This is a genomic window from Nitrospira sp. Nam74 (assembly GCF_965152615.1).
The window spans coordinates 1,179,728-1,206,703 of record NZ_OZ224220.1 but is presented as its reverse complement, the minus strand read 5'-3'; the positions used below and the strand labels follow the sequence as shown (position 1 = coordinate 1,206,703).

The 26,976-nt window shown below is 55.7% G+C and carries 22 protein-coding genes; 5 read left to right on the top strand and 17 right to left on the bottom strand.

Going from position 1 to position 26,976, the window contains the following annotated elements; all coding sequences use genetic code 11:
• Nucleotides 1-17: 17 nt before the first annotated feature.
• The 8 genes from ACWHYZ_RS05810 to ispH all read right to left on the bottom strand — a co-directional run bounded on the left by ACWHYZ_RS05810 (nt 18) and on the right by ispH (nt 10,997).
• Nucleotides 18-647 carry an MlaC/ttg2D family ABC transporter substrate-binding protein gene (locus ACWHYZ_RS05810; protein WP_447986340.1) on the bottom strand — a complete coding sequence of 210 codons (630 nt, stop codon included), beginning with the start codon at nt 645-647 and terminating at the stop codon, nt 18-20.
• Nucleotides 648-798: 151 nt separating this feature from the next.
• The gene (mlaD, locus tag ACWHYZ_RS05805; protein WP_447986339.1) at nt 799-1,242 is read right to left on the bottom strand and encodes an outer membrane lipid asymmetry maintenance protein MlaD; all 444 of its coding nucleotides are present in this window, start codon (nt 1,240-1,242) and stop codon (nt 799-801) included.
• Nucleotides 1,243-1,317: 75 nt separating this feature from the next.
• The gene (locus tag ACWHYZ_RS05800) at nt 1,318-2,073 is read right to left on the bottom strand and encodes an ABC transporter ATP-binding protein (RefSeq protein WP_447986338.1); all 756 of its coding nucleotides are present in this window, start codon (nt 2,071-2,073) and stop codon (nt 1,318-1,320) included.
• Nucleotides 2,074-2,157: 84 nt separating this feature from the next.
• Complete coding sequence (locus ACWHYZ_RS05795; protein ID WP_447986337.1) at nt 2,158-2,931, bottom strand: MlaE family ABC transporter permease; 774 nt, start codon at nt 2,929-2,931, stop codon at nt 2,158-2,160.
• 8 nt (nt 2,932-2,939) lie between these two features.
• A complete protein-coding gene (locus tag ACWHYZ_RS05790; protein WP_447986336.1) occupies nt 2,940-3,734 on the bottom strand; it encodes a 5'-methylthioadenosine/S-adenosylhomocysteine nucleosidase family protein in 795 nt (264 codons plus the stop codon).
• Nucleotides 3,735-3,755: 21 nt separating this feature from the next.
• On the bottom strand, nt 3,756-5,927 hold the full coding sequence (gene shc, locus ACWHYZ_RS05785) for a squalene--hopene cyclase (RefSeq protein ID WP_447986335.1): 2,172 nt from the start codon (nt 5,925-5,927) through the stop codon (nt 3,756-3,758).
• 303 nt (nt 5,928-6,230) lie between these two features.
• Nucleotides 6,231-9,881, bottom strand: a complete 3,651-nt coding sequence (smc, locus tag ACWHYZ_RS05780) for a chromosome segregation protein SMC (RefSeq protein WP_447986334.1) — start codon at nt 9,879-9,881, stop codon at nt 6,231-6,233.
• 171 nt (nt 9,882-10,052) lie between these two features.
• Complete coding sequence (ispH, locus tag ACWHYZ_RS05775; protein WP_447987525.1) at nt 10,053-10,997, bottom strand: 4-hydroxy-3-methylbut-2-enyl diphosphate reductase; 945 nt, start codon at nt 10,995-10,997, stop codon at nt 10,053-10,055.
• A gap of 177 nt (nt 10,998-11,174) precedes the next feature.
• On the opposite strand from ispH, the gene ACWHYZ_RS05770 reads away from it, so the two are divergent.
• Nucleotides 11,175-11,867 (top strand): response regulator transcription factor, encoded by a 693-nt coding sequence (locus ACWHYZ_RS05770; protein ID WP_447986333.1) that lies wholly within the window; start codon nt 11,175-11,177, stop codon nt 11,865-11,867.
• A gap of 213 nt (nt 11,868-12,080) precedes the next feature.
• Nucleotides 12,081-13,913, top strand: a complete 1,833-nt coding sequence (gene pnpS / locus ACWHYZ_RS05765; RefSeq protein WP_447986332.1) for a two-component system histidine kinase PnpS — start codon at nt 12,081-12,083, stop codon at nt 13,911-13,913.
• Here pnpS and ACWHYZ_RS05760 read toward each other — a convergent pair.
• The 3 genes from ACWHYZ_RS05760 to ACWHYZ_RS05750 all read right to left on the bottom strand — a co-directional run bounded on the left by ACWHYZ_RS05760 (nt 13,908) and on the right by ACWHYZ_RS05750 (nt 16,845).
• Complete coding sequence (locus ACWHYZ_RS05760) at nt 13,908-14,900, bottom strand: anion permease (RefSeq protein ID WP_447987524.1); 993 nt, start codon at nt 14,898-14,900, stop codon at nt 13,908-13,910. The two genes, pnpS and ACWHYZ_RS05760, sit on opposite strands and share 6 nt — an antisense overlap.
• 162 nt (nt 14,901-15,062) lie before the next feature.
• Nucleotides 15,063-15,680, bottom strand: a complete 618-nt coding sequence (locus ACWHYZ_RS05755; protein ID WP_447986331.1) for a DUF47 domain-containing protein — start codon at nt 15,678-15,680, stop codon at nt 15,063-15,065.
• Nucleotides 15,681-15,858: 178 nt separating this feature from the next.
• A complete protein-coding gene (locus ACWHYZ_RS05750; protein ID WP_447986330.1) occupies nt 15,859-16,845 on the bottom strand; it encodes a 3-oxoacyl-ACP synthase III family protein in 987 nt (328 codons plus the stop codon).
• A 174-nt stretch (nt 16,846-17,019) separates the two neighbouring features.
• On the opposite strand from ACWHYZ_RS05750, the gene ACWHYZ_RS05745 reads away from it, so the two are divergent.
• Complete coding sequence (locus ACWHYZ_RS05745) at nt 17,020-17,925, top strand: outer membrane protein assembly factor BamD (RefSeq protein ID WP_447986329.1); 906 nt, start codon at nt 17,020-17,022, stop codon at nt 17,923-17,925.
• Nucleotides 17,926-18,082: 157 nt separating this feature from the next.
• Here the strand turns inward: ACWHYZ_RS05745 and ACWHYZ_RS05740 are convergent, their stop codons facing one another.
• From ACWHYZ_RS05740 to resB, 6 genes are all read right to left on the bottom strand, one after another.
• Nucleotides 18,083-19,279 carry a geranylgeranyl reductase family protein gene (locus tag ACWHYZ_RS05740; protein WP_447986328.1) on the bottom strand — a complete coding sequence of 399 codons (1,197 nt, stop codon included), beginning with the start codon at nt 19,277-19,279 and terminating at the stop codon, nt 18,083-18,085.
• 142 nt (nt 19,280-19,421) lie between these two features.
• Nucleotides 19,422-20,156: a cytochrome c biogenesis CcdA family protein gene (locus ACWHYZ_RS05735; protein WP_447986327.1), complete on the bottom strand. Its 735-nt coding sequence runs from the start codon at nt 20,154-20,156 to the stop codon at nt 19,422-19,424.
• 13 nt (nt 20,157-20,169) lie between these two features.
• Entirely contained in the window at nt 20,170-20,739 is a 570-nt protein-coding gene (locus ACWHYZ_RS05730) for a TlpA disulfide reductase family protein (protein ID WP_447986326.1), read from the bottom strand.
• 6 nt (nt 20,740-20,745) lie between these two features.
• On the bottom strand, nt 20,746-21,351 hold the full coding sequence (locus tag ACWHYZ_RS05725) for a TlpA disulfide reductase family protein (protein ID WP_447986325.1): 606 nt from the start codon (nt 21,349-21,351) through the stop codon (nt 20,746-20,748).
• 157 nt (nt 21,352-21,508) lie between these two features.
• Complete coding sequence (ccsB, locus tag ACWHYZ_RS05720; protein ID WP_447986324.1) at nt 21,509-22,426, bottom strand: c-type cytochrome biogenesis protein CcsB; 918 nt, start codon at nt 22,424-22,426, stop codon at nt 21,509-21,511.
• A 107-nt stretch (nt 22,427-22,533) separates the two neighbouring features.
• A complete protein-coding gene (resB, locus tag ACWHYZ_RS05715; protein WP_447986323.1) occupies nt 22,534-23,961 on the bottom strand; it encodes a cytochrome c biogenesis protein ResB in 1,428 nt (475 codons plus the stop codon).
• 349 nt (nt 23,962-24,310) lie between these two features.
• Between resB and metK the strand changes: the two genes are divergently transcribed.
• Together metK and ahcY are read left to right on the top strand one after the other, a co-directional pair.
• Nucleotides 24,311-25,459 carry a methionine adenosyltransferase gene (gene metK, locus ACWHYZ_RS05710; RefSeq protein ID WP_447986322.1) on the top strand — a complete coding sequence of 383 codons (1,149 nt, stop codon included), beginning with the start codon at nt 24,311-24,313 and terminating at the stop codon, nt 25,457-25,459.
• Nucleotides 25,460-25,541: 82 nt separating this feature from the next.
• Nucleotides 25,542-26,798 (top strand): adenosylhomocysteinase, encoded by a 1,257-nt coding sequence (gene ahcY / locus ACWHYZ_RS05705; protein ID WP_447986321.1) that lies wholly within the window; start codon nt 25,542-25,544, stop codon nt 26,796-26,798.
• Nucleotides 26,799-26,976: the final 178 nt, after the last annotated feature.

The window sequence follows — 26,976 nt, the reverse complement described above, 5'->3', positions numbered from 1 at the left end:
ACGGGAGCCAGGGGTCCTTACGGGGGCGTGATTTTTTCCGATTTCGTGCGCAACTTCTCCACGAGGTCATCATAACCGGAGGAATGGATAATCTTGTTGAACTGTCCGCGATAGTTCGCCACCAGGCTGACCCCATCCAGCACGATATCGTACACGTGCCAGTCTCCGGACTTGTTCAAGAGGCGATAATCCATAGGAAACTCGGTTTTGCCGGAAGATACCTTGGTGCGGACCTCCGCAAATCCGTCCTGAAGCCGTTCATTGACATACTGAATCTGCTCGCCTGAATAGCTTTCGATCCGCCCGATGTATGTATTCGTCAGCAGCGTACGGAACAAATCCACGAATTCCAGGCGTTGTTTCTCGTTCATCTTCGCCCATTGCGCACCTAGCGTCCGCTTGGCCATTTCTTCCCAACCGAATCGATCTCCAATCGTCTTTTCAATCAGCCGACGCCGCTCATCGGCTCGATCCGGCTTCTTCATCTCCTTATCTTGAAGAATTTGCACTACCTGATCGATCGTCCTCTTGACCGAATCCGTCGCACTCGCCGCGAGGCCGACCAATGGCATACTGAACGACAACACACATATGGCAATGGTCAGGCCACATACCAATAACGTCTGCTTCATCGGTCTTGCTTGCATGTTTCCCCCTTACACCATCGCAGAGATAACGGCGGAAGTAGCCTCCACTGTGCGCCGCGATGATACCGAGCCGCCTCAGACGCAGTCCTTTTCAAATCGACCAGGGTCCTTGTGCGAGCCGCTCGACCCGGTCTGACAGTCGCCGTCCTCCTCACTTGACGTTTCCATGAATGAATTGGCTTACTAATTCTTCCAAATCGACACCGGATTCCGTGTCGCGTATTTTATCTCCAGGTTTCAATGGATCTCCACCACCTCCAGGAGACAACGCCATAAATTTCTCTCCTATGATGCCGCGCGTTTTAATTGATGCAATGGTATCCGTATACAATTTCACACCATCGTGAATGGCAAGGAGCACCATGGCCCGATCATCCTTCAACTTGATGGTCCGTACCCGCCCCACCTCCACACCGGCAATTTCCACCGTTGCACCAGCTTTAATGCCCGACGCAGAATCGAACTCCGCTTCGACGTCGTACTGATTACCGCCGACGACCTCGAGCTTGCCGAGCTTAATCGACAGATACCCAAGACAGACGAGACCGATTGCCACGAATATTCCGACGACTAACTCGACTTTCGCTTTCTGCATGTGGTTGTCCTCGTACCTCGTTATGCGTGGCTACACGCAGGAAAATCAGAGAGCCTCACCCAAGAGATTCTCTTTTCAGATTGTACGGCACGCCTGCAACGGAACCGTACCGCCAACGGTGATAAACTCGCGCACCGCGGGATCCGTTGTGGCTTGAAATTCTGTGGAAGGCGCCATCAATGCGATTTTCCCTTCCCGTAACATCGCAACCCAGTCCGAAATAGCGAAAATACCGGGCACCTCATGGCTGACCATGACGCCGGTAAATCCAAACTTTTTCTGCATCGCAACGATGAGGTCATGGATGGTTTTCGCCATGAGCGGATCCAGACCCGTTGTCGGTTCATCAAACAAAACGATTTCAGGCTCCACGACAAGGGCACGCGCGAGTCCTGTACGCTTTTTCATTCCTCCGCTGAGCTCAGCGGGATACTTGTGTCCCATCCCGGCAAGACCGACCTGGTCCAAGCGCTCTTCCACCCGCAACTTGATCTGTTCCTCCGGCCAGCGAAATTTTTCACGCAGCGGAAATGCGACGTTTTCAAAGACCGTCAAGGAATCAAACAAGGCGGCGCCTTGAAACAACATCGAAAAACGCTTCCGGACTTCATTGAGCGCTTGACCTCTCAGCCGTGACAATTCGATGTCGCCGACCCACACTTGCCCTCGATCCGGCTGCAACAACCCGATCATGTGTTTCAGCAGAACGCTCTTCCCCTCACCGCTTCGGCCGATGATGGTCGTGAGCTTCCCTTGGGGAATCTCCAGATTGACGCCGCGCAAGACGCGCTGGCCACCTAGAGTTTTTTCAACGCCAATGAGCTTGATCATATTAACAGCAAGGAAGCTTTCAGCCGTCAGCTCTCAGCAAAACGCATCCGTCCTACCGTGCAGCGGACGGCTGATGGCTTTTACTCACAAGAGCACTGAGGTCAAAAAATAATCCCATACCAGAATCAAGACGGACGAGAGCACCACCGCTTCCGTCGTCGCCGTTCCTAATCCTTCCGAGCTCATCCTCGTATAAAACCCTTTATAACAACACACCCACGTGATGATGAGTCCGAAACTGATCGACTTGAGGATACCTCCGTACACGTCTTTCCAGTCAACGGCGGATTCAATCGAGCTCCAATAAGACCCCGCGCTGACGCCGAGTAGATCGACACCGACGAGGTAGCCTCCCCATATGCCGACGACATCGAAGATCGCCACGAGGAGAGGCACACCGATCAGCCCTGCCACCAGTTTCGGCGCGACCAAGTACTGCTGAGGATTGACCGCCATAGTATCCAGCGCATCGATCTGCTCCGTGATGCGCATGATACCGATCTCTGCGGTGATCGCCGACCCTGCTCGTGCAGTGACCATCAATGCGGCGAGAACCGGGCCCAACTCTCGAATCATACTTAGGGCGACGGCCGATCCAAGAAGGCCCTCCGAGCCGAATTTTCGCAGCGTATAGTACCCCTGCAATCCTAAGACCATCCCGGTGAACATCGCCGTGAGGACGACGACGAACATGGATTTAAACCCGATAAAGTGCAACTGCTTCACCGCTTGATAAGGACGAAACGGCGGACGCATAAGCCATGCGAACGTTGTGGTCAGAAACATAAGCATCCGCCCCATTTCCTGAATCAGAAACAGGGTCTTTTCACCTAGACGTTCAAGCGCCGTGATCAACATGCTGTTATCTACCGGTCAATCCCTTCGTGGTCCACGTCATCAAGGAGTCTTTCGAAGACGGCGGTGATTCGTCGAGAAGCCGTGCGCATTTGAGTCCGCATGCGGCGGAGACCCAGGAGGCTGGCTGGTCGCGAGACGCATGTCCACGCCCCTTTTAGCCAATCAGTTGGTTCCAAGAATAAATTAAAATCGAGGGGCAGATCTTCATCCAGTAGGTCGGAGACCGCCCGGATAACGGCGAACGGAGTTCGATGCTCGGCCGCCATCGCCCCGATCGCGGCACTCTCCATATCCAGGGCCACGGCTCCTGTCTCTATCGCGACCCGACGTTTATCGTTACCTCTGAAGATAATGCGCGGCAGCGAGACAAACCGTCCTGCACGCGCGGGGAGCGCTTCGGCATGTGCCGAACGCAGCGCCAGGTCGGCCCATGCCTGATCGCACATGACCTCGGCGCGAAGCTGCTTCGCCCCGTCGGTTCGTGCCGTGATGACCTCGGTGCCGATGAACAACTCCCCAATGGATGATGCCGTGAGTGCGCACGCGAGCCCCGAGGAAATCGCCACATCGAGCGGCTGGTTTTGCAAGACCGCTTGGCAAACCGCGCGCGCTCTTGCGGGGCCGATGCCTGTCTGGACGAGGACGACCTGGCAGCGTCCACGTCGCCCGAAGACGCGATAGTACCCGCTATCATGTTGGATCGTATCTACGGAAAGAACGTCCTGAATGGCTTGCCTTTCCCATCGCGTGGCGGCAAAAATTCCGACGCGTTTCAATCGGAACCCCACTGCCCACGCCGCCACAGAGGGCAACGGAACATGCGATTAGTTATCCGATCGGAACAGTCCCGCTTCAAACGCGGCCAGACGTAACTCGTCGGCCCGCGCCTGCCCGCGAGTCCGGATGTTCCGATACATGGCAAGCGCCCAGAGAGGGAAATACTGGCAGTACCAGTGATAGCGGAGGTAGAAGACGCGCGGGAAGCCGGTGCCGGTGTGGCGAACTTCTTCCCAGGATCCATCTTCCCGCTGATGCCGAAGCAGATAATTGACTCCTCGGACCACGCTGATGGAATCGGACATCCCGGCTGACAATAAGGCGAGCAGGGCCCAGGCGGTTTGCGACGGTGTGCTCTCGCCTCGACCCGCGTCGGCCTTATCGGCATACGAAAGACAGGACTCCCCCCACCCACCGTCCGCATTTTGTACCGACTCAAGCCAGGTCACGGCTTGTTGAATGTATGACGCGGACATGTCTTCGCCGATGGCCCGCAACCCGGCCAGTACAGACCAGGTGCCGTAGATATAGTTGACGCCCCAGCGCCCATACCAGCTTCCGTCTTCTTCTTGTTCGCGGCGCAGAAACTCCAGGGCGGGACGGACCGCCGCATGGCTGCGGTCGTATCCTAATGCGCCGAGCATCTCCAGGCAGCGCCCAGTGAGATCCGCCGTACTGGGATCCAACAGCGCACGATGATCGGCAAAGGGAATCAGATTAAAAACCATCTTGTTGTTATCTTTGTCGTAGGCAGCCCAGCCACCATCCGAACCCTGCATGGCCATGACCCATCGATAGCCACGTTCGATAGAGTCTTGCTGCGCCCGCCGATCCGCCATCTCGAGCTTTGCGAGCGCCATCAACACGACCGCACTGTCATCCACATCCGGGTACATCTCGTTTTCAAACTGGAAATACCAGCCGCCCGGCTGTGCGGCCGGTGCGGAAACTTTCCAATCACCGACTTTCTGCGTTTGCCGTGACACAAGCCAGTCCCCGCCTTGTAAGAGCGCGGGGTGATCCTGCGGCAGTCCCGCTTCGAGCGCGGCATTGATGAAGAGCGCGGTATCCCAGATGGGAGACACACAGGGTTGGAGATGCAGGGCCTCGATCCGTCCTTGAGCAGTCGCGACCGAATCGTAGACTTCCAGCGCTTCAATCTCGCGCAAGGCTTTGACAATCAGCGGGTGATCGACGCCATACCCGAGACAACGCAAGGCCAGGATTGAGTTCGCCATCGCGGGATAAATAGCTCCCAAACCGCCGCTTCCGTGGAGGCGCGTCAGCATCCATTGCGCCGCCCGCTGGACGGAGGCATCGCGCAGCGAGCGAATCGGCATGCGATCGTAAATCTTCAACAGCCGATCAAGTGTGATAAACACATTGCGCCATGCAAAGAGAGATTCATCCTTGTGCAGCGGGGGAACGTCGCGATAATCCATAAGATGACGAGGCTGTACATATAACTCATCGATGCCTTGCTCGCGTGGGATCCGGCAGACCGGGCGATGGGCAAATACAATGAGCAATGGAATTAGCACCGTTCTACTCCAATACGAAATGGCGTAGATGCTGAAGTAAAACCATTTCGGTAGGAGCAGGATCTCAGGGGGCATGCTCGGAATGCCGCGCCAATCGTATTGATCGAAGAGCGTCAGGGTAATTTTCGTGAAGACATTCGCTGCAGCCACGCCACCCTTCGCCACAATAGCCTCTTTGGCCCGGACCATGAACGGCTCATCCTGAGAGACCCCGCATAACTTCAGCGCAAAATACGCCTTCACCGATGCGCTGATCTCCGAGGGCCCACCATAGTAAATAGGCCAGCCGCCGTCAGGAAGTTGTGTCGCGGTTAAATAGCGAACGGCCTTCCGTTCCTTCTCCGTATCGACAAGGTTCAAGAAGCGGCGAAGCATCAGATATTCCGACGTCAACGTCGTATCCGCCTCGAGTTCCGCTACCCAATATCCTTCGGCATGTTGTCGCTTTAACAACCAGGATTTACTGCGACGAATGGCCTCATCAATAAATTCCGAATGCCCAATGGAAGCCGCCGGTTTACGAATAGTCGGGTCCGGATGTACCACTGGATGCGGATTGTCGGAGACCAATCGCAGCATCGGCATGGCGCGAAGTCGTGAGCCGACCTTGAGCCGCCGGGGCATAGACGCCAGTAGGCTATCGGACAAACGAATAATGAGACTCTTGAGGAGCTTCATCTGCCTGTTGTCACCTAGCAATGAAAAATTGAGCCAAGGTGGGAAAACTTAGCCTTGAAGCAGTGCATGCCGGTTAGACTGCTACGCAAAAAAACCATTACCATAACGTGGGTTTATAGCAAAGTGCCCTGGGGCTGTCAAGCAAATGGATTGAAGATGAAGGGACACCACTAGGGTTCGATCTTCAGACCCGCACACCGCGTGCGCGGGGAATGTTTTACTCTGCATGGGCCTCAATAGAGCCGGCCTCAGCGTGCCCTTACCGTAATCAGTGGAAACCTGTATACACGGCTCCGTGATTGCTTACACGGGCTGTAGGTCAGCCAAACGGACTGAGATCAGTTTGGACACGCCCGGCTCCTCCATCGTGACTCCGAACAGAGAATCGGCGATCGACATCGTGCGCTTATTGTGCGTAATCACGATAAATTGTGCCGCGTTGGATAATTCACGGAGTACCGTGGTAAAGCGCCCTATATTTTCTTCGTCCAGCGGTGCATCGATTTCGTCAAGGATGCAAAACGGTGTCGGTCGAATCAGGAAGCTCGCAAAAATCAACGCCATCGCCGTCAGCGTCTTTTCTCCACCCGACAGCATCGTGATACTCTTCAGCCGCTTCCCCGGTGGTTGTGCGGCAATATCAACGCCCGGCTCTTCACCGCCGGTGATGGCTCCTTCAGGATCAGGTTGCGGTTCGACCAAGACGAGTTCCGCGCGGCCGCCGGGGAAAAATCGAGCGAATACTTCGACGAACTTCTGCTGGAGTTCGTTGAACGTCTCCAGAAACATTTCCTTGGTCGTCCGATTGATACGCGTGATAATCTCCTTGAGCGACGCAACGGATTTCGACAGATCTTCTTCCTGCGTCGTGAGAAAGCGGTACCGCTCCTCGAGCTCTCGGTGCTCCTCAATAGCAGCTAAGTTCGTCGGCCCCAGGCGTTCGAGACGATCACGGATTTTTTGCAATTGATCCCGCAAGGGGAGCGCATCGTCCTGAATCGTGCCCTCCGCCGCCTCCGGTTCTTGTGCCAGGGTGGCGTCCAAAGAAAGTTGATAGGTGCCCATCAAGGTACTTTCCCGAACTGACAATTGGGTCACGAGCTCGGCCCGGCGAACTTCGATCCCAAGCCGCGTCTCCCGACAAGCTGTTAAGGCTTGACGAACGGCAGCCAACTGGCGATCAAGGACGTGGACGGCCTGCGAATCCTCATCATATCGCTCCTGGGCAGCCTGCAGGTCTCGTCGGATGCGGAGCGCCCGCTGGTCAAGTTCATTGAAAAGTTGTTCGCTCCGCTCTCGTTCGATCCGACTATGCGCAGCGGACGCAGTCAGCGTCCCAAGTTGCTGCGTGAGCGCCGCCATGCGGGCCGTCAGGTCTTCATGCTCACGACCTAATCGGGTCAGATCGGCTTGGCCATGTTCTAATCTGGCGCGGACTGAAGCCAGGCAGAGACGCGATTCTGTCACTCGATGTTGCAATGCCAGGTTTTCGTCCTCGTACTCATGAAGGGAGTGTTGCAGATTTTCGAGAGCCGCCTCACGCATCGTTTTTTCTTCAGTTTGGGCCAACAATTCGCTGCGCGTCGCCTCTAACTCCTGCTGCGTACGAGCCCGCTCTTCTTCTTGTATCCGCCGCTCGGTTCGGATGGTCTCGAGACGATGCGCCAACTCATCAACCGTCCGGCGAAACGACGATTCGTCCTTTACCAATCCGAGTATCTGCATATCCGCTTCGCGAATGGACTGTTCGAGCCCGCGCACGGCTTCCCGTCCCGCCTGGGCCTGGGCAATCAGGGTGGTCAATTGTTCACGATGTTCACCGAGTGATTGCGACACGTCGCGGCGCTCTTCCTCTAATCGCTGGACTTCTCGGCGCCGAAGCAGGAGACCACCGGTTGATCCGGCCGTCCCGCCGGTAATGACGCCGGCCGCATCCAATACTTCCCCATCAATCGTCACCAAAGTCGGTCCATCGGGAGCCGACCACATTCCGCGGCCCCATTGTTCCAGCGCCACCTCCAACGAATTCACGATGACGACGCCCTCAAATAGACAGGCCAGCACATCTTGGGATTCGGTGTCGGTGCGGAGCAAATCGACGCCCCGGCCCAACACCCCTGCTTGGCCCTTGAGAACAGACCACCAGCCATCTGATTGACCGGTCCGGTGCTGATAGCGAGGCCGGGCCGGAACGAAGGCACCTCGTCCAAGCCCCTGCTGAGTAAGAAAATCAATGGCCCGACGCGCATCGACCGGCTCGTTGACCAGCCAGGCATGCAGGCGCTCGCCTAAGACGGCCTCCACAGCCCGCTCCAATCCAGGCGGGACAATGAGCCATTCCGCGACCGATTCTCTGACTCCGCCACAAGCGGCTCGCAGCGACGTACTCCCATCTTCACCTTCCCGGCCATAACCCATTTCTTCCCGCAACACGCCTTGGAGCGCTTTCAAGCGAGACTCGATCGCGGCGAGGGCCTGTTGTTCCCGGCGGATGGTGTCTTCACTGTTTCGTACCTGTTCTTCTGCGGACCGTGTCTCTTCAGTCCTGACCTGAATTTGTATGCGAAGGTCTTGCGCGGTCCGCTCGTGTTCGACGCGGCCTGACGTCGCGCCATGGAATCGTTCCAGCATGCTGGCATGCTGCGCTTCGATTTCAGCCAACTCTTGGCCCAATCGATCGATACGGCGCAGCGCCTGGTCTTCTTGCACCGCCAAACTGGACAAGGCATTTTCAGCCCGGGTCGTATGGACAGTGACAGCAATCAGTGCCTGTCTTGCCTGTGCTTCTTGAGCAACACTGGCGGCTCGCCTGGCGGCTAGCGCCTTTGCCTGTTCTTCGACTTCGGCACATGCCTGAGTTCGTTCCAGTACCTCTGTTTCATCTGCGGAGAGGCGGGTGCGAAGCTCTTGTATGGCGGTGGCGGTGCGCTCCACGTCGGCCGTCAGGCGTGCCAGCTCCTCCTGGCCGGCGCCGCCCTGCTCTTCATAGAGTTTCAGGCGTCCCTTCTCCACCTCCATGGCCGTCAGCGCCTGGGACTGTTGCTGCTCGACTTCTGCTAGGTCTTGTCGAATTTGACTCACAGCTTCGCCGCCGGACACAAGCCCCACCTTGACCTGTTCCAGCTCGCCCTCCAGCCTACCTTGGTCGGTTAAATGCGTCGCTTCTTGGGTTTCGACGGCAGACAATTCTGCCTCTACAGACGTTCGCTCGGCGAGGAGTCCCCGGCATTCATGCGCGAGTAATCGGACTTCCAGTGTTTTGGCTTCTTCCTGCAGATGCTGGTACGAGCGCGCCTGGCGGGCCTGACGTTCGAGCGAGTTCAATTGTCGGCGCACCTCGACGATGATGTCCTTGACGCGAAGCAAGTTCTGTTGGGTCGAGTCCAGCTTGCGAAGCGCTTCGGCCTTTTGCTTCTTGTAGCGCACGATCCCGGCCGTTTCCTCGATCAGCTCACGGCGATCTTGGGGGGTCGCATTCAAAATCTGTTCGATCCGCCCCTGCTCAATGATCGTATGACCCTTGGTTCCCGCTCGGCTATCGAGGAAGAGTGCCCGGACATCTTTCAGTCGGCAGGGTGTTTTATTGATCAAATACTCGCTGTCCCCGTTTCTGTACAGACGGCGGGTAATCATGACTTCATGAAATTCGCTGAGCTGATGAGGAAGCGCTGGCAGGCCCTTCAATCGTTCTTCGTCGATCCCGGCCATCACGAGCGAAACTTCCGCCATCCCAAGCGGCTTTCGCATTTCCGTCCCATTGAAAATGACGTCTTCCATCTTCTCGCTGCGGAGCGTCTTGGCACTCTGTTCTCCGAGCACCCAGAGCATGGAATCGACCACATTGCTTTTCCCGGTCCCGTTGGGACCCACGACCGCGGTGACTCCACTTGGAAATTCAATCTTCGCCTCCGCAAACGACTTAAAGCCCGTCAGTTCTAGGGATTTTAGATGCATCCATTCCTCCTCGGGACCGTTACGAGTTGAAAGGAGTCTCGTCAAAAAGAGGGGCCACCATGCGGGGCCCTTGTACCATAGGCTTTCAACAAAAGCAAAATAAAACACAGCAGGCAGTATGCGCCGGCTGGTTGAGGCCCAACATATAGAATATCGCGATGTTTGAAGAGATTACACGCCGTGGGAGTTTTTAACGGTGACCAGTTCCTTGGGCAGGAGAAATTCGACATCTTCTTCGATGACGGTCAGTTCTTCAACTTCATGAGCGCCCGATCGCTTCAGATACTCCACGACTTCGGTGACCAGCACTTCCGGGGCAGAGGCGCCGGCCGTGATTCCAACCGCCTGGGCGTTCTTCAACCATTCGATATGAATATCGCGATAGGAGTCGATTAAGTAAGAAGGGATGCCGCAGTGCTCAGCCAACTCTCTTAGACGGTTGGAGTTCGAGCTATTGGGCGACCCGATTACGAGGATCACGTCGCAGAGCTTAGCGAGTTCTTTTACGGCATTCTGGCGGTTCTGGGTCGCATAACATATATCTTCCTGATGAGGACCTTTGATTCCCGGGAATCGCCGATTCAACGCAGCCACGATATCGCGGCATTCATCGACGCTGAGCGTCGTCTGCGTCACGTAGGACAGATGCTGATGGTTTTCCACCTCCAACTTTTCAACATCACCGACCGAAGACACCAGATGAAACTTGTCCGGGACCTGTCCTAAGGTTCCAATCACTTCGGGATGCCCGGCATGGCCGATGAGAATCAACTCATACCCCTGCGTGTAATCCCGGTTGACTTCGTTATGTACCTTGATGACGAGCGGACATGTCGCGTCAATGACCTTCAGATTTCGCCGGGTGGACTCCTCCCAAACTTCCTTCGCCACCCCGTGCGCACTGAAAATCACGATCGCTCCGTCCGGCACCTCATTCAATTCTTCCACAAATACCGCGCCCTTATCCCGCAAGGTATTGACGACGTGGCGGCTATGGACAATCTCATGACGTACATAAATTGGGGCCCCGTACGCTTTCAAGGAGAGATCGACAATTTCAATAGCCCGGTCGACCCCGGCGCAGAACCCTCGTGGTTTGGCAAGATAGATTTTCATCATTGAGACCATCCTCGCACAGTTGATAGAAGCGGTTACGATACGTCAGAACCATTCGATGCGTCAACTGAATTCACGACTGACCCAGGAAGCACAAACGGTACATTGCCTAGATCGCTCCATCGCAGAGGGACAGCTTGACTCCTTTCTTCGATCCCTTTACGCTTTTTGGTCATCATGGACGCGACGGCGAAAAAAATCCTCATTGTAGAAGACGAGAAAGACATTCTCCATCTCGTACAACTCTACCTTGAGAAGGAGGGTTATCGAACCTGCACGGCAACGACAGGGTTAGATGGTCTACGGCAAGCAAAATCCGAGCAACCCAATCTGGTCATTCTGGATCTGATGCTGGCCGAAATGGATGGGCTGGAAGTCTGCAAGCAAATCAGAGCCGATCCTCGTCTCTCTCGCACCCCCATTATTATGTTGACTGCGAAAGCAGAGGAAGCGGACACCGTGATCGGGCTCGAGCTCGGCGCCGACGACTACGTCACGAAACCATTTAGCCCCAAAGCGCTCGTCGCACGGGTGAAGGCTCTCTTCAGACGACTGGAGCGGGCGCAGGAAGGACCGAACCGCTTGACCTATGGGGAACTAGTAATGGATCTCACACGGCATGAAGTCGTCACTGACGGCGCGGAGATTTCCCTTACGGCGAAAGAATTTGGTCTTCTGGAACACTTACTTCGCAACCCAGGACGCGTGCTCACGCGTGATGCCTTACTCAACGCCGTGTGGGGATACGACTATTATGGAACCACACGGACGGTTGATGTACACATTCGCCGGCTTAAGCAAAAAATCCCCTCGCTGAACGAGGCGATCACGTCCATCAAATCTCTGGGCTACAAGTTACGAGATCGTTAGTAGGATGCTCAAACAAGCCTCCCGCTTCATTCCCGGCCGACTAGACATGTCGCCTTACGTGTATGGTACGCCTCGGTGCCCGCACCTTCACCGGCCTCCTTTAGGAAAGGATACAAAGGGTACGTTGTTCGGCCCGCTTGCCGTGACAGCTTCACATTGGGACAGGGAGAGAGAGACGGCCGCTTTGAGCATCCTTGTCCCGCTCTTCGTCACATGAGCATCCCGATCCGATGGAAGATTACGCTCAGTGCACTCGTCGCCATCACCGTGGGATTGCTTGCAGCCGGATGGCTGGCACTTCGATCTATTGAACGGCTCGAACTCGCTCGGCTGGAAGAAACCCTGACGTCCCGAACCGCTCTCGCCGCCGTGGCATTGCAACGGCTGGTCGAAGCCGACTCGCCCTTAGCCTCGTCGCCTCAGCTTCAAATGATGGTGAAAACGATCAGTGGCCATGCGCTGGCACGAGTGACCGTCATCAGAGCCGACGGTGTTGTCCTAGCCGATAGCGAAACGGCCGAGGAGGCCATCACCCATCTTGAGAATCATCGAACTCGGCCAGAAATCGCCCGTGCACTTGCTGACGGGCGTGGAACGGATATTCGACTCAGCGCGACGACGGGCAAGCGGATGTTCTATCTCGCCCTCCCGATCCGGTCCGCCCATGGGGGTATCCTCGCGATCATTCGACTGGCCCTTCCAATGACCACCTTAGAGGCGCGCATTCGCGACCTTGAACATGCGTTGACCGTTGCCTTCGGGATCGCGTTACTGGTAGCGGCCCTCCTCAGCGTGTTCCTGTCACGGGGGCTGACACGCCCGCTTTCCGAGATGGCTGCGGTCGCGCGAGAGCTCGCCTCGGGATCGTTACGCCGGCGAATCACCACCACCGATCGTGATGAGATCGGGGTATTAGGCAACGCCCTCGACCATATGGCCGACCAGTTAGAATCCACCATTCGTGAACTGACGGAAGATCGCGCCCAATTGTTAGCCGTGCTGAGCTCTATGGCCGAAGGCGTCATGGTGTTGGATTGCCGGGGTGTCGTGCTCCAAGTCAATTCTGCCCTTGAACGCACGTTTCTGATTCACAACGCAACTGCTCGAGGACGGACTTACCAGGAAGTCATTCGGCTCCAGGAGCTTAATGAACTCGTAATGAAGGTCTTAGAAACGCGACTGAACCGGAGCACGGAAATCTCAACCATTGCCGGCGGCCACACGTTGCACGTCGAAGCATCGGTCGCCGGAGGGCGACGCGAAAATGAGGCGTGCGTCGTGCTGGTGTTTCATGATGTCACGGCCATTCGCCGACTGGAAAAGGTCCGGAAAGACTTCGTCGCCAATGTGTCGCATGAACTCCGAACCCCGCTGACTTCCATCAAAGGCTATGTTGAAGCACTTTTGGACGGGATGAAGGACAATCCCGACGAAGCCCTCCGTTTTTTACACATCATCTTGAAACAAAGCGATCGCCTGAACCTGATCCTGGACGATCTACTCCAGCTCTCCCAAATCGAGTCTGGACAGGTGCTGTTCAAGCGCGATCCCGTTTCACTACGATCGGTCGTGGAGCGAACGGTGGCCTTGATTCAGCCCCTCCTCGATAAAAAAGACCACCAGCTGACGGTCTCGCTTCCAGACACGCTTCCCTGCGTATCGGCAGATGAGGAACGGTTGGTTCAGGTCTTGACCAATCTCTTGGACAATGCGGTGAAATACACGCCCGACGGCGGAATAATTGCCATTGCAGCTCGCCGTCTGGACGGCACAGTGGATGGCAGATCAAGCGATCTGGTGGAGCTCACCGTCTCGGATAACGGCATCGGCATCCCGGAAGCCGATCGACCGCGGGTCTTCGAACGGTTCTATCGGGTGGATAAAGCCCGATCGCGCGAACTGGGTGGAACGGGATTGGGATTGGCCATCGTGAAGCATATCGTGGAAGGACACGGAGGCCAAATTTGGGTGGAGGCGAATCAACCCATGGGGACACGGTTTGTCGTCAGACTTCCTTCTGCAGGAACAGCTATCCCGATATCATGAGAGCGCGGAGAGGAACAGATAGAGAGCCGCGCCCAACAACCCCGCCCCAGGTAGTGTAAAGACCCAGGCATAGAGAATTCTCGTCGTCACGCCCCATCGCACGGCTGAAAAGCGTTTGATCGCTCCCACGCCCATGACGGCGGATGTAATCGTGTGCGTGGTGCTGACCGGCAGACCGATATGAGCCGTCGCCAGCAACACGGCGGCTGCCCCCGTTTCAGCGGCAAACCCATGCACCGGCTCTAACTTCACGATCCCCATGCCGAGCGTGCGTACGATTTTCCATCCACCGATGGTGGTGCCTAAGCCCATCGCCAGCGCACAGAGCGTAATCACCCAGCCTGGGACTTCAGCAGATGGAATCTGTCCCGCCGACACGAGGGCCAGGGTGATGATCCCCATAGCTTTTTGCGCATCGTTCGCGCCATGACTAAATGCCATGAAGCCGGCCGAGACCAGTTGGAGCCGACTGAACAATCGGGTGGCGACGCTTCGGGCCACGCGAAAAAACGTCCAAGTAATCAGCACCATCAGGGTGAGCCCCATCAAGAAACCGAGCAATGGGGAGAGCACCATAGCTTCCAGCACGGCGCGCAGGCCGCTGAATTTCACCACCGCCCACCCGCCATGCATTAGTCCGGCTCCGACTAATCCACCGATGAGAGCATGAGAGGAACTGGTCGGCAATCCTAGCACCAGCGTGAAGAGATTCCACAAGATCGCGCCGCCGAGCGCCGATGCCACGACGGCTTGCGTCACCGACGCCGGATCGACAATTCCAGACCCCACCATCTTCGCAACGGCCGTCGACATAAAGGCGCCCGCCACGTTCAGCACTCCGGCCATAATGACCGCGACGAACGGGCTGAGTACGCGTGTCGAGACGACGGTCGCGATGGCGTTTGCGCTATCGTGCCATCCGTTCGAGAAATCGAAGAGCAGGGCCAATGCGACGACAAGCAAAAGCATACCGCTGAGTTCGTGAATCATACGACTATCGGCAGGATTGACATTGTAGGCCGCTCTGGCTCTAATGGGGCGACACTCACACCTGTCCTCAGCCTATCCGGCCAAGACTGGCTATCTCCCCCTTGGTACGTTGAAAATAGCGTGGGGATGAGCGTACAGGCGGGGGGCTTTTTCAGCAGCCTATATATGCTTGAGGGCAATGCGTTCGAGGATATTGGCGACATCTTCGCAGCGGTCTGTTCCTTCTTCAAAGTTTTCATAAATCTCTTTCCATTTGATCACGGCAATGGGATCTTTTTCCTCTTCAAAGAGAGACGAAATCGCATCGCGCGTGATGCGGTCCGCTTCATTCTCCAAACTATTCACCAGCACGCAACATTCCGTCACGTCGGCATGCGGCTTGCCGAGCCGGTCAATTGCAGCGCCCACGGCGACCGATGATTGATACAGAATATGAGCCAGCTTCACCGATGGCTCGGTCGGCACCGTTACCTTGAACACGACAAATCGGTCGGCCACTGCCTCAACGAGATCCAGAATATCGTCCAGCGCGCTCGCCAGCGCGTGAATATCTTCTCGGTCAATCGGGGTAATGAACGTTTGGTTGAGCTTCTTCGCGATCTCATGCGTAATGCTGTCGCCAATATGCTCGACGTCCTTGATACGGCGCGCTTGAGTGACGGGATCTTGAAAATTTTCCATCATCTCTTGGAGTAACCGGCTGCCTTCGATCATGTTGTGCGCCGCCTTTTGAAACATGTCAAAGAACGCCGTTTCCTTTGGAATCAAACCAAACATCAACAACTCCTTATCCGCTCAACACAGAACGACGAGGAACGTTATCGGGCAAAACTGCACTAGGGGCACCAGTAGGCATGCAGACTTGCGCCAAGACACGCCGCTTCCTGAGAACCACCCTCCGGGTGTGCGCCCTGTGGGGGCACGAATCTGATCGACCGGCGTCCGCTTCCCGGCCCTACCAACGCACTAAGCCCGCTCCCCAGGTCAATCCGGCACCAAATGCGCCGAGTAGAACGAGATCTCCCGCACGTATGGCCCCCTCACGATTCGCCACATCCAACGCTATAGGGAGCGAGGCTGATGATGGATTCCCGATCCGGTCGATCACGGAATATAATTGACCGTGAGCAAGGCCGAGTCGCTTGCCCAGGGCGGACAACAATCGACCGTTCGCCTGGTGAAATATCACCCGGCTGATGTCGTTGAGGCCGTAGCCGAATTCCTTCAACAGATCCGTGACTGCTCCGGCCAACTGTTTGACCGCCGTCTTGAACAACGGCCCTCCGTGCATACAGATAACATGTTCCTGGTTTTCAAATGTCTGCAGCGTGCTTGGCTTCCGAGACCCACCCGCCGGAATACCGATCAAGCCATAGCGCGCGCCATCCGCGTAGAGACGGATTCCAAGTACACCGGAGGACGTCGCGCTCACCTCCTCACCTTGCACAACCGCAGCCCCGGCCCCATCAGAGAAAAGAATGGCGGTCGTTTCATCACCGGGATTCACACATCGCGATTTAATCTCGGCCGCCACCACGAGACATCGTCGAAATTGTCTGCTTCGAATCAGCCGATCCGCCATCGACAGACCGTAGAGAAATCCTGAACAGGATGCCGCAAGATCGAATGCGGCGGCGCCCCGCATTCCGAGCCGGGTCTGTACGGAGCACGCCGTCGACGGCAGCGTCCTATCCGGTGAGGTCGTCGAGATAAGGACGGCTTCGAGCGATGCCGGCTCGACTCCCGCAGACTCACAAGCTCGCCGCGCGGCCTGTTCCGCCAAATCGGACGTTACCTGCTCAGCACCCGCCCGATGCCGGCTCCGGATGCCTGTCAATCGAAAGACGGCTTGCGCATCGATCAACAGGGGACGGCAGATTTCACCATTGTCGACGAGCCGCTCGGGAAGATACGAGCCTGTTCCAATTATCCTGCTGCGCATACCCTGTTGATTGTAAGAGACACTTTGAAGTACCTGTCAAAACCTGCGGCGGATTATAGGGATCACTGGAGGAGGCGTCAATCAGAGTTGCATTTGTAGAGATCCTTTGCTACCGTGATCATAGCCTTACAGGTCTTTACGATGATGCCGCATCAAGAAAGGGAATCAGTAAGTATGTGCTGTCGTTGGGTTCTGTTTCCGCTCATCATGCTCGTCACCGTGTCCGTGGGGTGCTCTAGTTCATCCAAGTCGACCAAATCGAGCGGTCAAACCCTGAGCGGTAAGGATGAACAGATCTTTATCGGCGATACGGTTGAAAAAAACTACGATCCCAACGTCATCATGAAACGCGCCGAGTCATTCTTTGACAAAGAAGACTATGCGGAAGCGATCATCGAATATCAGCATTTTTTAGACCTGCACCGCGTTCACACCTTAGCATCCTACGCGCAATTCAAGCTTGCAGAAAGTCACTTCAAACAGGTGAAGACCGTCGATCGCGATATCAATCCGATCTATAAGGCTCTAGACGCCTATCAGAAGCTCCGAAGGGATTATCCAGGCAGTCGATACGACGGTGACGCGGGCGAACGCATACAGGCTTGTCACCGCATGATTGCTCAATCCTATCTGTTCGTCGGCCAATTCTACTACCGGCGCGATGCCTACCTCGCAGCGGCACACCGCTTCGAAGCCATTCTCAAACAATATCCCGATATGGATATTGCAGGCGACGCTTTATATTATCTCGCGCTCACGTATAAAGAAATCGGCGCGGAAGACTGGGCGCGAGAAAAACTGATGGCGTTCACCGAACGCTATCCGGACAATCAATACGCCGCAAGAGGTCAAAAGGTGTTGGCCGCCCTGAATGCCAAACACCCCACGGAAGCGGTGGCCCAGGCGACCACTCCTTCACCCGATACGACCACAAAGATTCCTTCCGTTGTCCACGCGGGTTCGTCCCAGGAGCCGGCCCGTACCCCCTCGCTCTCGCCGGCGACGGCGCTCAGCCCTACCCCCGATCATGCGATCCAATCCGGGAGCACCACGCTCTGCCGCCTCGGCGTCTGGTGCTAACAGATCGCTGAAACAGAATCATCTCGAGTCGAATAATCTCAACGTTCCCAGAAGCTACGCCTCTGGTTTTTCTCGCCTGGCCTCTGTTTGAGCAACCTGCCTATTTCATCGGTCAATGCTGCGCGATAAAACGTCTGCCGGCTTAAAGACAGCGGCTTCAATGGAAGGCGATAGCCCTGCGGAGAAGATCCTTGGTCGAGGCTTTGACGAGTCTTTTCGCTTTCGCATAAAACGTTTGGTAGGTCTCCCGTCCTTTGAACACGTCATAGTACAGCTGGATCACATCTTGATACCGACTAGTGAGTCGGTGGCACAGCCGGGGAAACGTGTAAATGATGTGAGCAAGACGGGAGGCTACATGGAATTCGGTGTAAATTTCCTGTCGAACGGCGGCTTCATAGTCAAGAAGACTCCGACTCGGATCCGAAAAGGTGCCTAGGACCGCCGCAGCAGCCATCTGACCGGATCGGATAGCATAATAGATCCCTTCTCCAAACAGAGGATCGACAAGATGCGCCGCATCGCCCACCAAGACAGCGCGGCCTCGAACCAGGCTCTGGGCTGACATGGCGTGAGGCGCATCGTAGAGCGGAAGTGGATGTCCGAACGCCGGTGGAATCGCCAGCCCCGACAACTCCTGATCACGCATGATAAAGCGATGGAACATGCGTTTGAGGCTCGATGGCCGACCATGAAAGTCCCCAATACCGATGGACAGTCGATTTTTCTTGGGGAAAACCCAGGCATATCCGCGATTCGTGGCCCCGACGTCCACCGCAATACGCCGCTCTCCGGGATAGGCCGACACCCGGTCGGTGTGAACTTCGCTTTCTAATGCCGGGCTTCGACGGGCCCGGCGTCCGGGAAAGAGGCGCTGAGCCACCCGGCTGTTGGCGCCATCCGCTCCGATGACCACCTTGGCCCGATAGCGTCCGCGCTCCGTGGTGATTTCCACCCCGTCAACGAGAGATACGCAATCCACGACGGGCTCATCTTGATAAATCGATGCTCCGGCCTGTTGCGCCTTTTCGACTAACAGATGATCGAATCGATCGCGCATCACCATATAGGCGATGGGCCCATCGGCTTCAATAAGGAGCGGCTCTTTCCCTTGATAAGTAAATTGAACGCCATGGATCCTTTGCTCCACGACCGAGTGAAAGTCTGAGCCGAGAATGTGCTCAATACGTGCAGAGAGTCCGCCACCACAGACCTTATAGCGAGGATGGGTATCTTTCTCGAGAGCAATGACAGAGATACCGGATCGACTCAACTCGTAAGCGGCCGTCGCGCCAGCCGGGCCAAGGCCGACCACGAGCACATCGCAGACTTTGGCTTCAGGCTGGGTGTGCATTACCTGACATGAGACGAGGATGCCCAAACAGGTCATCCAATGAGGCCGCAGGCGAGGCAAAACCGGAAACGTACCTTCTTGGGTACGTTGAGGATTGTGGCGAACCGAGAACGAAGTTGGCGATCTGTTTCAGCATCCTGCGTCACTGTCCCAGGTACCAGCCGATCCCATACCGCTCCAGAAAGCTCGTAATCATGGTGAGAGAATTCGCATAGATCATCACCCCCACCACGACCAAAAAGACGCCACTCACGGTGGAAACGCCCCAGAGATAGGCACGGACTTGTTTGAAGTACGAGAGAAAACGATCGACACCCAGGGCCGTGATAAAGAGCGGAAGCCCGAGACCCAGAGAATACGACGCCAACAGGGTCACCCCGTTCATTAATGAATCGGTTGTGCTGGCATACAGCAAGATGGTGCCAAGCACAGGTCCGACGCACGGGGTCCACCCGGCGGCGAAAGCCACCCCGATCAGATAGGACCCCACATAGCCGGCTGGTCGGGTACTGAAGTGCAGCCGTTTTTCGGCGGTCAAGAATTTCAAATTCAGAACGCCGAGGAGGTACAGGCCGAAAATAATAATGAGCACGCCGCCGATCCGACGAATATGATCCTGATAGACAATGAGCAGCTGGCCGACCAAACTCGCTGACGCGCCAAAGGCAATGAAGACAGTGGAGAAACCAGCAATGAAGAGAAGCGAGTTCAGCATGATGGTTTTGCGAAAACGGTGACGCTCGGACGCGTCCGATAACCGGTCCAACGACAGACCGGTAATGTAGGAAATATACGAGGGCACCAATGGCAAGACGCAGGGCGAGACGAACGACAGCAAGCCGGCGGCAAAGGCGGCGAATAAGGAGATCTGCTGCATGGAATTCGTCACATTAATAGCTCTGGATTAAGGTTTGGATCATCTGCTTTGCCTCAGGACTGAACCAGTCCCGAGCGCCGAAGATCCGATGGGTGATAATACCACGGCGGTTGACGAGAAAGGTCATCGGCAGGGTGCGCGTTCCGTACGTCACACCGACACGAAAATCCGAATCATGAAGGATCGGGAAGGTCAGTCTCATATCGTCCCTGAAGGGGCGAGTGACCGACGGACCTTGAGCGTCAGTGGAGATAGCCAGGATTTCAAAATCCTTTCGGCCAAACACGTGATACAGCTGCTCCATCGCGGGCATCTCGACCCGGCAGGGCCCGCACCACGTGGCCCAAAAATTCAGCATGATCACGCGGCCACGATTTCCGGAGAGCGTGATCGGCTGGTTATCCAGACTCCAGAGCTCGAAGTCCGGGGCTGGGCCGCCGATTTTGACTCCCGTACGATCCTGGACGAGAGCGGTTTCCGAAGAGGGCTCGACTGAGGAGTCGGAATAGGTCGGCTCGCAGGACGTGCTGCACAATACCAGCAGGCCCAACAGAGCAGCGTGGATCGGACACCGGATGTTCATGGTTCGTTACGTTGAGGGAGTCGCCGGCACCGGCTTGGAACTATTTTTCAACAATCCCGTAATCGTTTTCAGATTGTCCAGCACTGTCCAATCTCGAGGACCGATAATCTTCTCGCGAAGGATACCTTGTTGATCGATGATGTAGGTTTCCGGAACGCCCATCAGCTTGTACCGTTTATCGGTTTGTCCCCATGAATCCACTAAGACCGGAAAGGTCAAATTCATACTGCTGACGAATGGGGGAATATCTTTTTTGGTCGTAACGCGATCAATGCTTACCGCCAGCACCACAAGGCCGTCGCGGTCAAAATTCTTGTACAGGACTTCCATCGAGGGCATTTCTTCACGACACGGCTTGCACCACGTCGCCCAGAAGTTTAAAAACACCACCTTTCCTCGATAGTCGGACAGGCGCACGCTCTGTTCATTCAAGTTCGGCAGGACGAAATCGGGCGCCTCCTTCCCGACCGTCAGCGGCTCGTACTTGGCGCTCTGTAGCCAGACGATGCCAAACGTCACCGCTAAGATGACGATTGAGACGAGGGTAATCGTCAGCTTGGATCGTGCCGGCTGCGACTTTTGGACAGGCTCGGTCGCTACGTGTTCAGACATCCACAAGTCTCCATCTCTAGACGAAGCTCAAAACGGCTATCCAGCAAGGCCGTTGGGACCGAGACGACTGAGGCGCAGCCTCTGGGACACTTCGGCAGGGAGAGGCGCGACTGAGAACGCCGCTGGGAACCGTTTTCAGCATCGTGCTCAGTAAACTTCATGCGTAGGCATGGAGTCCACTGAGCAAGAAGTTCACTCCCCAGAAACAGAAGATGACCATCAAAAATCCAAACACCGCGTAGATCGCCGCCCGACGGCCTTCCCAGCCGTGCGTCATGCGCGCATGAATATATGCCCCGTAAATAAGCCAGACGATGAGCGACCACGTTTCCTTGGGATCCCAACTCCAATATCCACCCCAGGCATAGTTGGCCCACATCGCGCCGAGGATCACTCCAAATGCTAGGAGCGGAAAGCCTACCATGATCGCCTTATAACCCAATTCGTCGATCGTCTCCAAATCCGGAAACGAGGCATAAAGGCCGGAAGAGGCCTTTCCTCGCCGCTCAGCTCTCTCCTTCAGCAAATACATCACGCCCAACCCACCGGCCATTGCAAATGCGGCATAGCTGGTCAGCGTGACGGACACGTGGATATAAATCCAATAGCTATTCAGCGCCGGAACGAGCGGTTCGGCTGTTTGATACCGATACGGGAGCAATGAAGCCGCTCCCATGGCAATGAATCCGATGCCGACGACAAACGCCCCAATCGCCTTGATGCGGTATCGGAATTCCAACAGGACGTATCCTAAAATAATCGCCCACGAGACATACGACATGGCCTCAAACTGATTCGACCATGGAGCGAACGTCCCGGAGAGTTGCATGCGCTCGTACGCACGCGTGAACAAAGCCAACGAATTGACGACCCAGCCGAACACCGTCACGATCGTCGCCACCTGTCCGATCTGCGCGGCCCAGCCGCTGTCGTTTCCTTCGGAATATTCAACCGGATGTCCAGCGGCGGCCAACTGCATCGCCGGGCGCTTGGCCAGCATATAGGTCACGTATAAGACCAAGGCGGCCAGATACAGCCAAAAGGTCATGTCAAACAAAAATAGCGAACGAGCCATAATTACCTCCCAAGAACGAGCGATCAGCCCTCAGCTATCGGCATTCACTTTTTAGATCTTAGCTGAGTGCAGAACGCCTGATAGCTGACTCCAAACGTCATACGCCTTTAGGCATTTATTTTCGTGATCCGCTCCGTCAGCTTACGAAACTCTTTTTGAAAATCGATTTGGCTTTTGTGTGTCGTGCCGCCGAGATGCACGGTGACTCCGCTGTCGTTGGGGATCACTTTCGCCCACAGCCGCCGGTGATAAATAAAGGAGGACAGCGTGATGCCGACGACGATCATGGTAGAGCCGATCCACACGATGATCACGCCCGGATCCTTCGTGATCTGCAGTCCCGTGAATTTTTTCGGCTGATAGCCGACCAATTCAAAGGCGTATTTGGAACCCTTGATGTCGAACAGTTCGGGATAATGATAGAAAATCCAAGGGGACGTTTGCAGTCCCCCCTCGGTAATCGCCAGCCGAATAGCCGGATTCGCATGCTCTGCAGTCTTGGAGTAGACCTTCTTATCGGTAGAATTAAAGCCGAAGTCGGCGACGAAGTCCGTCATCAGCAGCTTCAGCCCAAGCTTATCCAGCTGCGCCTCTTTCTGCCATTCCAAGTCAACCGTGCCCACCACCTTATCGGTGTCCTTCTCCTTCACATTGACTCGCGCGACGTCAATGCGATCCCAGGAGTCGCCATAACTGGATTGGTAGAACCAAATGCCCTTGTATACGAGCGGATCGTTCACCGTAATGGTCTTGGTTGCCATCTTTTGTCCCTGTTCAAGGACAGTCAGCGTGCTATTGTACGATTTCACCGAACCATTCTCGTGATAATCGATCCAGAACTTATCGACGTGAAGATCGAAATTGCCTTTAGGGATGTGATAGGTCTGACCTTCCAGGCACACCCCGAATTCCTGAAATCCGTAGTAGCTTCCAATCAACCCACCAAGGACAATGACCGTGGCGCTCAGATGCGCCATATGGGCCCCTACTCGGCCCATGATGCCTTTCGTTGCGTACAAGGTTACTTCTTGGGGGTCATTCTTGGCCAGGACGCGATAGCCCTTTTCGGCAAGAAGCCCCACGAGGCCTTCCGCAACTGTTTCTTTTGTGGCGGAAATGGGGAACTCGGCCGTCTGTTTGAGGTTTTTGATGAAGGGGAGGGAGACATTCACCTTATCATGCTTCATCGACCTCCACACGCCTGGAAATCGCTTATAAAAACAGGTGAGGGAGTTCACGCACAGCATACCCAGAAGGCTGGTAAACCACCAGGTATGGTAAACGTCCGTGAAGCCCAATCGCACAAACCAGCGGTACGCTTCCTCGCCGTATTCCTTAATGTAGGTTTCAGGGCGTTCTCCCTGTTGGATCACGGTACCGATCGTGGCCGTCATCGCCAATACGATAAAGAGGAACATCGCCAGTTTAATGGAGGCAAAAAACGTCACCAATTCAGTCTTGATTTCGTTCCAACCCAATCCTGGCGACTGCTGTGAGGCCTCCGGTTCTACCGCAATCTGCTCCCGTCCGTTCATGCGTTCAACGCCTTATCGCCTTCAGGTTACACTAGAATTTCACGCCGTCTGGTCCATCAAGTTGCGGCGCAAAAAAGGTATGGGGGGATCACTACTTCTTTAAGCCGTTGAAATTAGAAAAATCGTGGCATCATCAAAGCTTTGTGTGAGCGTGGGTATCTTACAAGTCGGCGGAAACCACTGTCAAGCAAGCCGCCCGCGCATGACCACGTACTAGACTACTGCCAAAGGCTGATTGACAAACCCAGGCGCTCTGTTTTAATTGTTGTGCCTTTTAAGGGGATCCTATGCCGCCGAACACGTACCACGGCCCCGTTCCCCACCACCTTAATACAGAGACGAGGCAACAATGAGAGATCACTATTTGTTCACCTCCGAGTCGGTGACAGAGGGACACCCCGATAAAATTGCCGATCAAATTTCCGACGGGATCCTCGATGCTATCATCGGCCAGGACAAAACTTGCCGGGTCGCATGCGAAACAATTTTGACCACCGGCATCGCGTTTGTCGCCGGAGAGATCTCGACGAGAGCCTACGTCGAGATTCCCGATATCATCCGTGAAGTCATCAAGGATGTCGGCTATACCGATGCCTCGTGGGGGTTTGACTTCCACACCTGCTCGGTGATCACGTCGATCCACCAGCAGTCACCGGATATTGCGATGGGAGTGGATTCCGGTGGAGCCGGAGACCAGGGGCTGATGTTCGGCTATGCCTCGAACGAGACGGCCGAGCTGATGCCGATGCCCATTGTCTTAGCCCATCGATTGACTCGACGGCTGGCCGAGGTCCGGAAAAAGAAAATTCTGCCGTGGGTCCGCCCCGACGGCAAATCCCAGGTCACCGTCGAATATCGGAACGGCAAGCCGGTGCGCATCGATACGATTGTCGTCTCCACACAGCACAGTCCCGATATCACGAGTAAAAAAATCGAGACCGAGATCATAGAAAAAGTAATCAAGCCCGTCATGCCGAAGGGCATTTTCGATCCCGTCAGCGTGAAGTACTATATTAATCCAACCGGGCGGTTTGTGACAGGCGGCCCGATGGGCGATACCGGATTGACCGGGCGGAAGATCATCGTCGACACCTATGGGGGCGTCGGCAGCCATGGCGGCGGCGCATTTTCCGGAAAAGACCCCAGCAAGGTGGATCGCTCAGCGTCCTATATGGCTCGGTACATCGCGAAAAACATTGTGGCGGCCGGATTGGCAGATAAATGCGAGGTGCAGTTGGCCTATGCCATCGGAGTGGCCGACCCGGTGTCGATCTTGATCGATACGAAAAATACCGAGAAGGGATCGGTTGATCTTCTCGATAAGCTTGTGCGCAAACACTTCTCCATGACGCCGCGCGGGATCATCGACCACTTGAAGCTACGCCGCCCGATTTATAAGCAGACGGCTGCCTACGGACATTTCGGCCGCAGTGAACCGGGCTTCACCTGGGAAGCCACGGATAAGGCCAAGATTCTTAAGAAGGAAGCGGGCCTGTAACGGTCGCTTCACCTAACCATGGGGGGATGGATGCGCAAATCCGTCCCCCCTTTTTATTGATTGCGAAGCCGAGGAGGATGCAGTGGATTACGATGTGAAAGATATCAAGCTTGCGGACCAGGGCAAGCTCAAGATTGAGTGGGCTGAAGCCTCGATGCCGGTCCTTCGGCTTATCAAGAAGCGTTTTAAACGCGAACAGCCGCTGAAGGGCATTCGAGTTACCGCATGCTTGCATGTCACCACTGAAACGGCCAATTTGATGAAGACGCTGCAAGCCGGTGGCGCAGAGATTCGCCTCTGCGCCTCGAATCCACTGAGCACGCAGGACGATGTTGCGGCATCACTGGTTCAGCATGACGGCATCGCGGTCTTCGCGATAAAGGGTGAGGACAACAAGACCTACTACCGCCATATCCAATCCGCTATTGACCATCGGCCGCAAGTGACCATGGATGACGGCGCGGATGTCGTGTCGATTCTCCACTCGAAACGCAAAGACCTGCTCAAGCACGTCATCGGTGGAACGGAAGAGACGACCACGGGGGTGATCCGCCTTCGCAGCATGGCAGATCGCCGCGTGCTGCGGTTTCCCGTTATCTCGGTGAACGACGCCGATACCAAGCACCTGTTCGACAATCGTTACGGGACCGGACAGAGCACGATGGACGGCATTATCCGAGCCACCAATCGGCTGATCTGCGGCTCCAAGGTGGTCGTTGCGGGCTATGGCTGGTGTGGACGCGGCATTGCCATGCGGGCAAAGGGCATGGGCGCCGATGTCATCGTTACGGAAATCGATCCGGTCAAGGGGCTCGAAGCGGTCATGGATGGATTCCGAGTGATGCCGATGGAAGAAGCGGCTGCGGTGGGGGACTTTTTCGTGACAGTGACCGGCAATATCCACGTCATTCGCGGTGACCACTTCGCCCAAATGAAAGACGGGGCCATTGTCTGTAACTCGGGGCATTTCAATGTCGAAATCGATATTCCTGCCCTGGAGAAACAGAGCCGCAAACGGCGGGTCATTCGAACGGGCGTGGAGGAATTTACGTTACGCGATGGCAGGAAAGTAAATCTCCTCGGCGAAGGAAGGCTGGTCAATCTTGCGACCGCCGAAGGGCATCCGTCCAGCGTAATGGATATGAGCTTCGCCAACCAAGCCTTGGGGGCCGAATATCTTGTGAAGAACTACAAGAAGTTGGAGAAGAAGGTGTATCCCGTTCCGCCGCTCATCGACAAAGAAATCGCCCGCCTCAAGCTCGCCGGCATGGGCGTCGCGATCGATAAGCTGACGAAGGAACAGGAAAAGTATCTGGCCTCATGGGAGATGGGCACCTAGCAGGATACTGAAACGGGTCCTATTTCACTCACCCGACCCCCAGGCTCGCCGAGACGCGCACTTCCCGAAGGTTCGTTCTCGGTCGCTCGGATCGCTCAACATACCAAAAGTATGCTTCGCGATCCGAGCTTCCCTGCGGCCTTTGGATGACCTGTTTGAGCATCCTGCCTTCACGTTT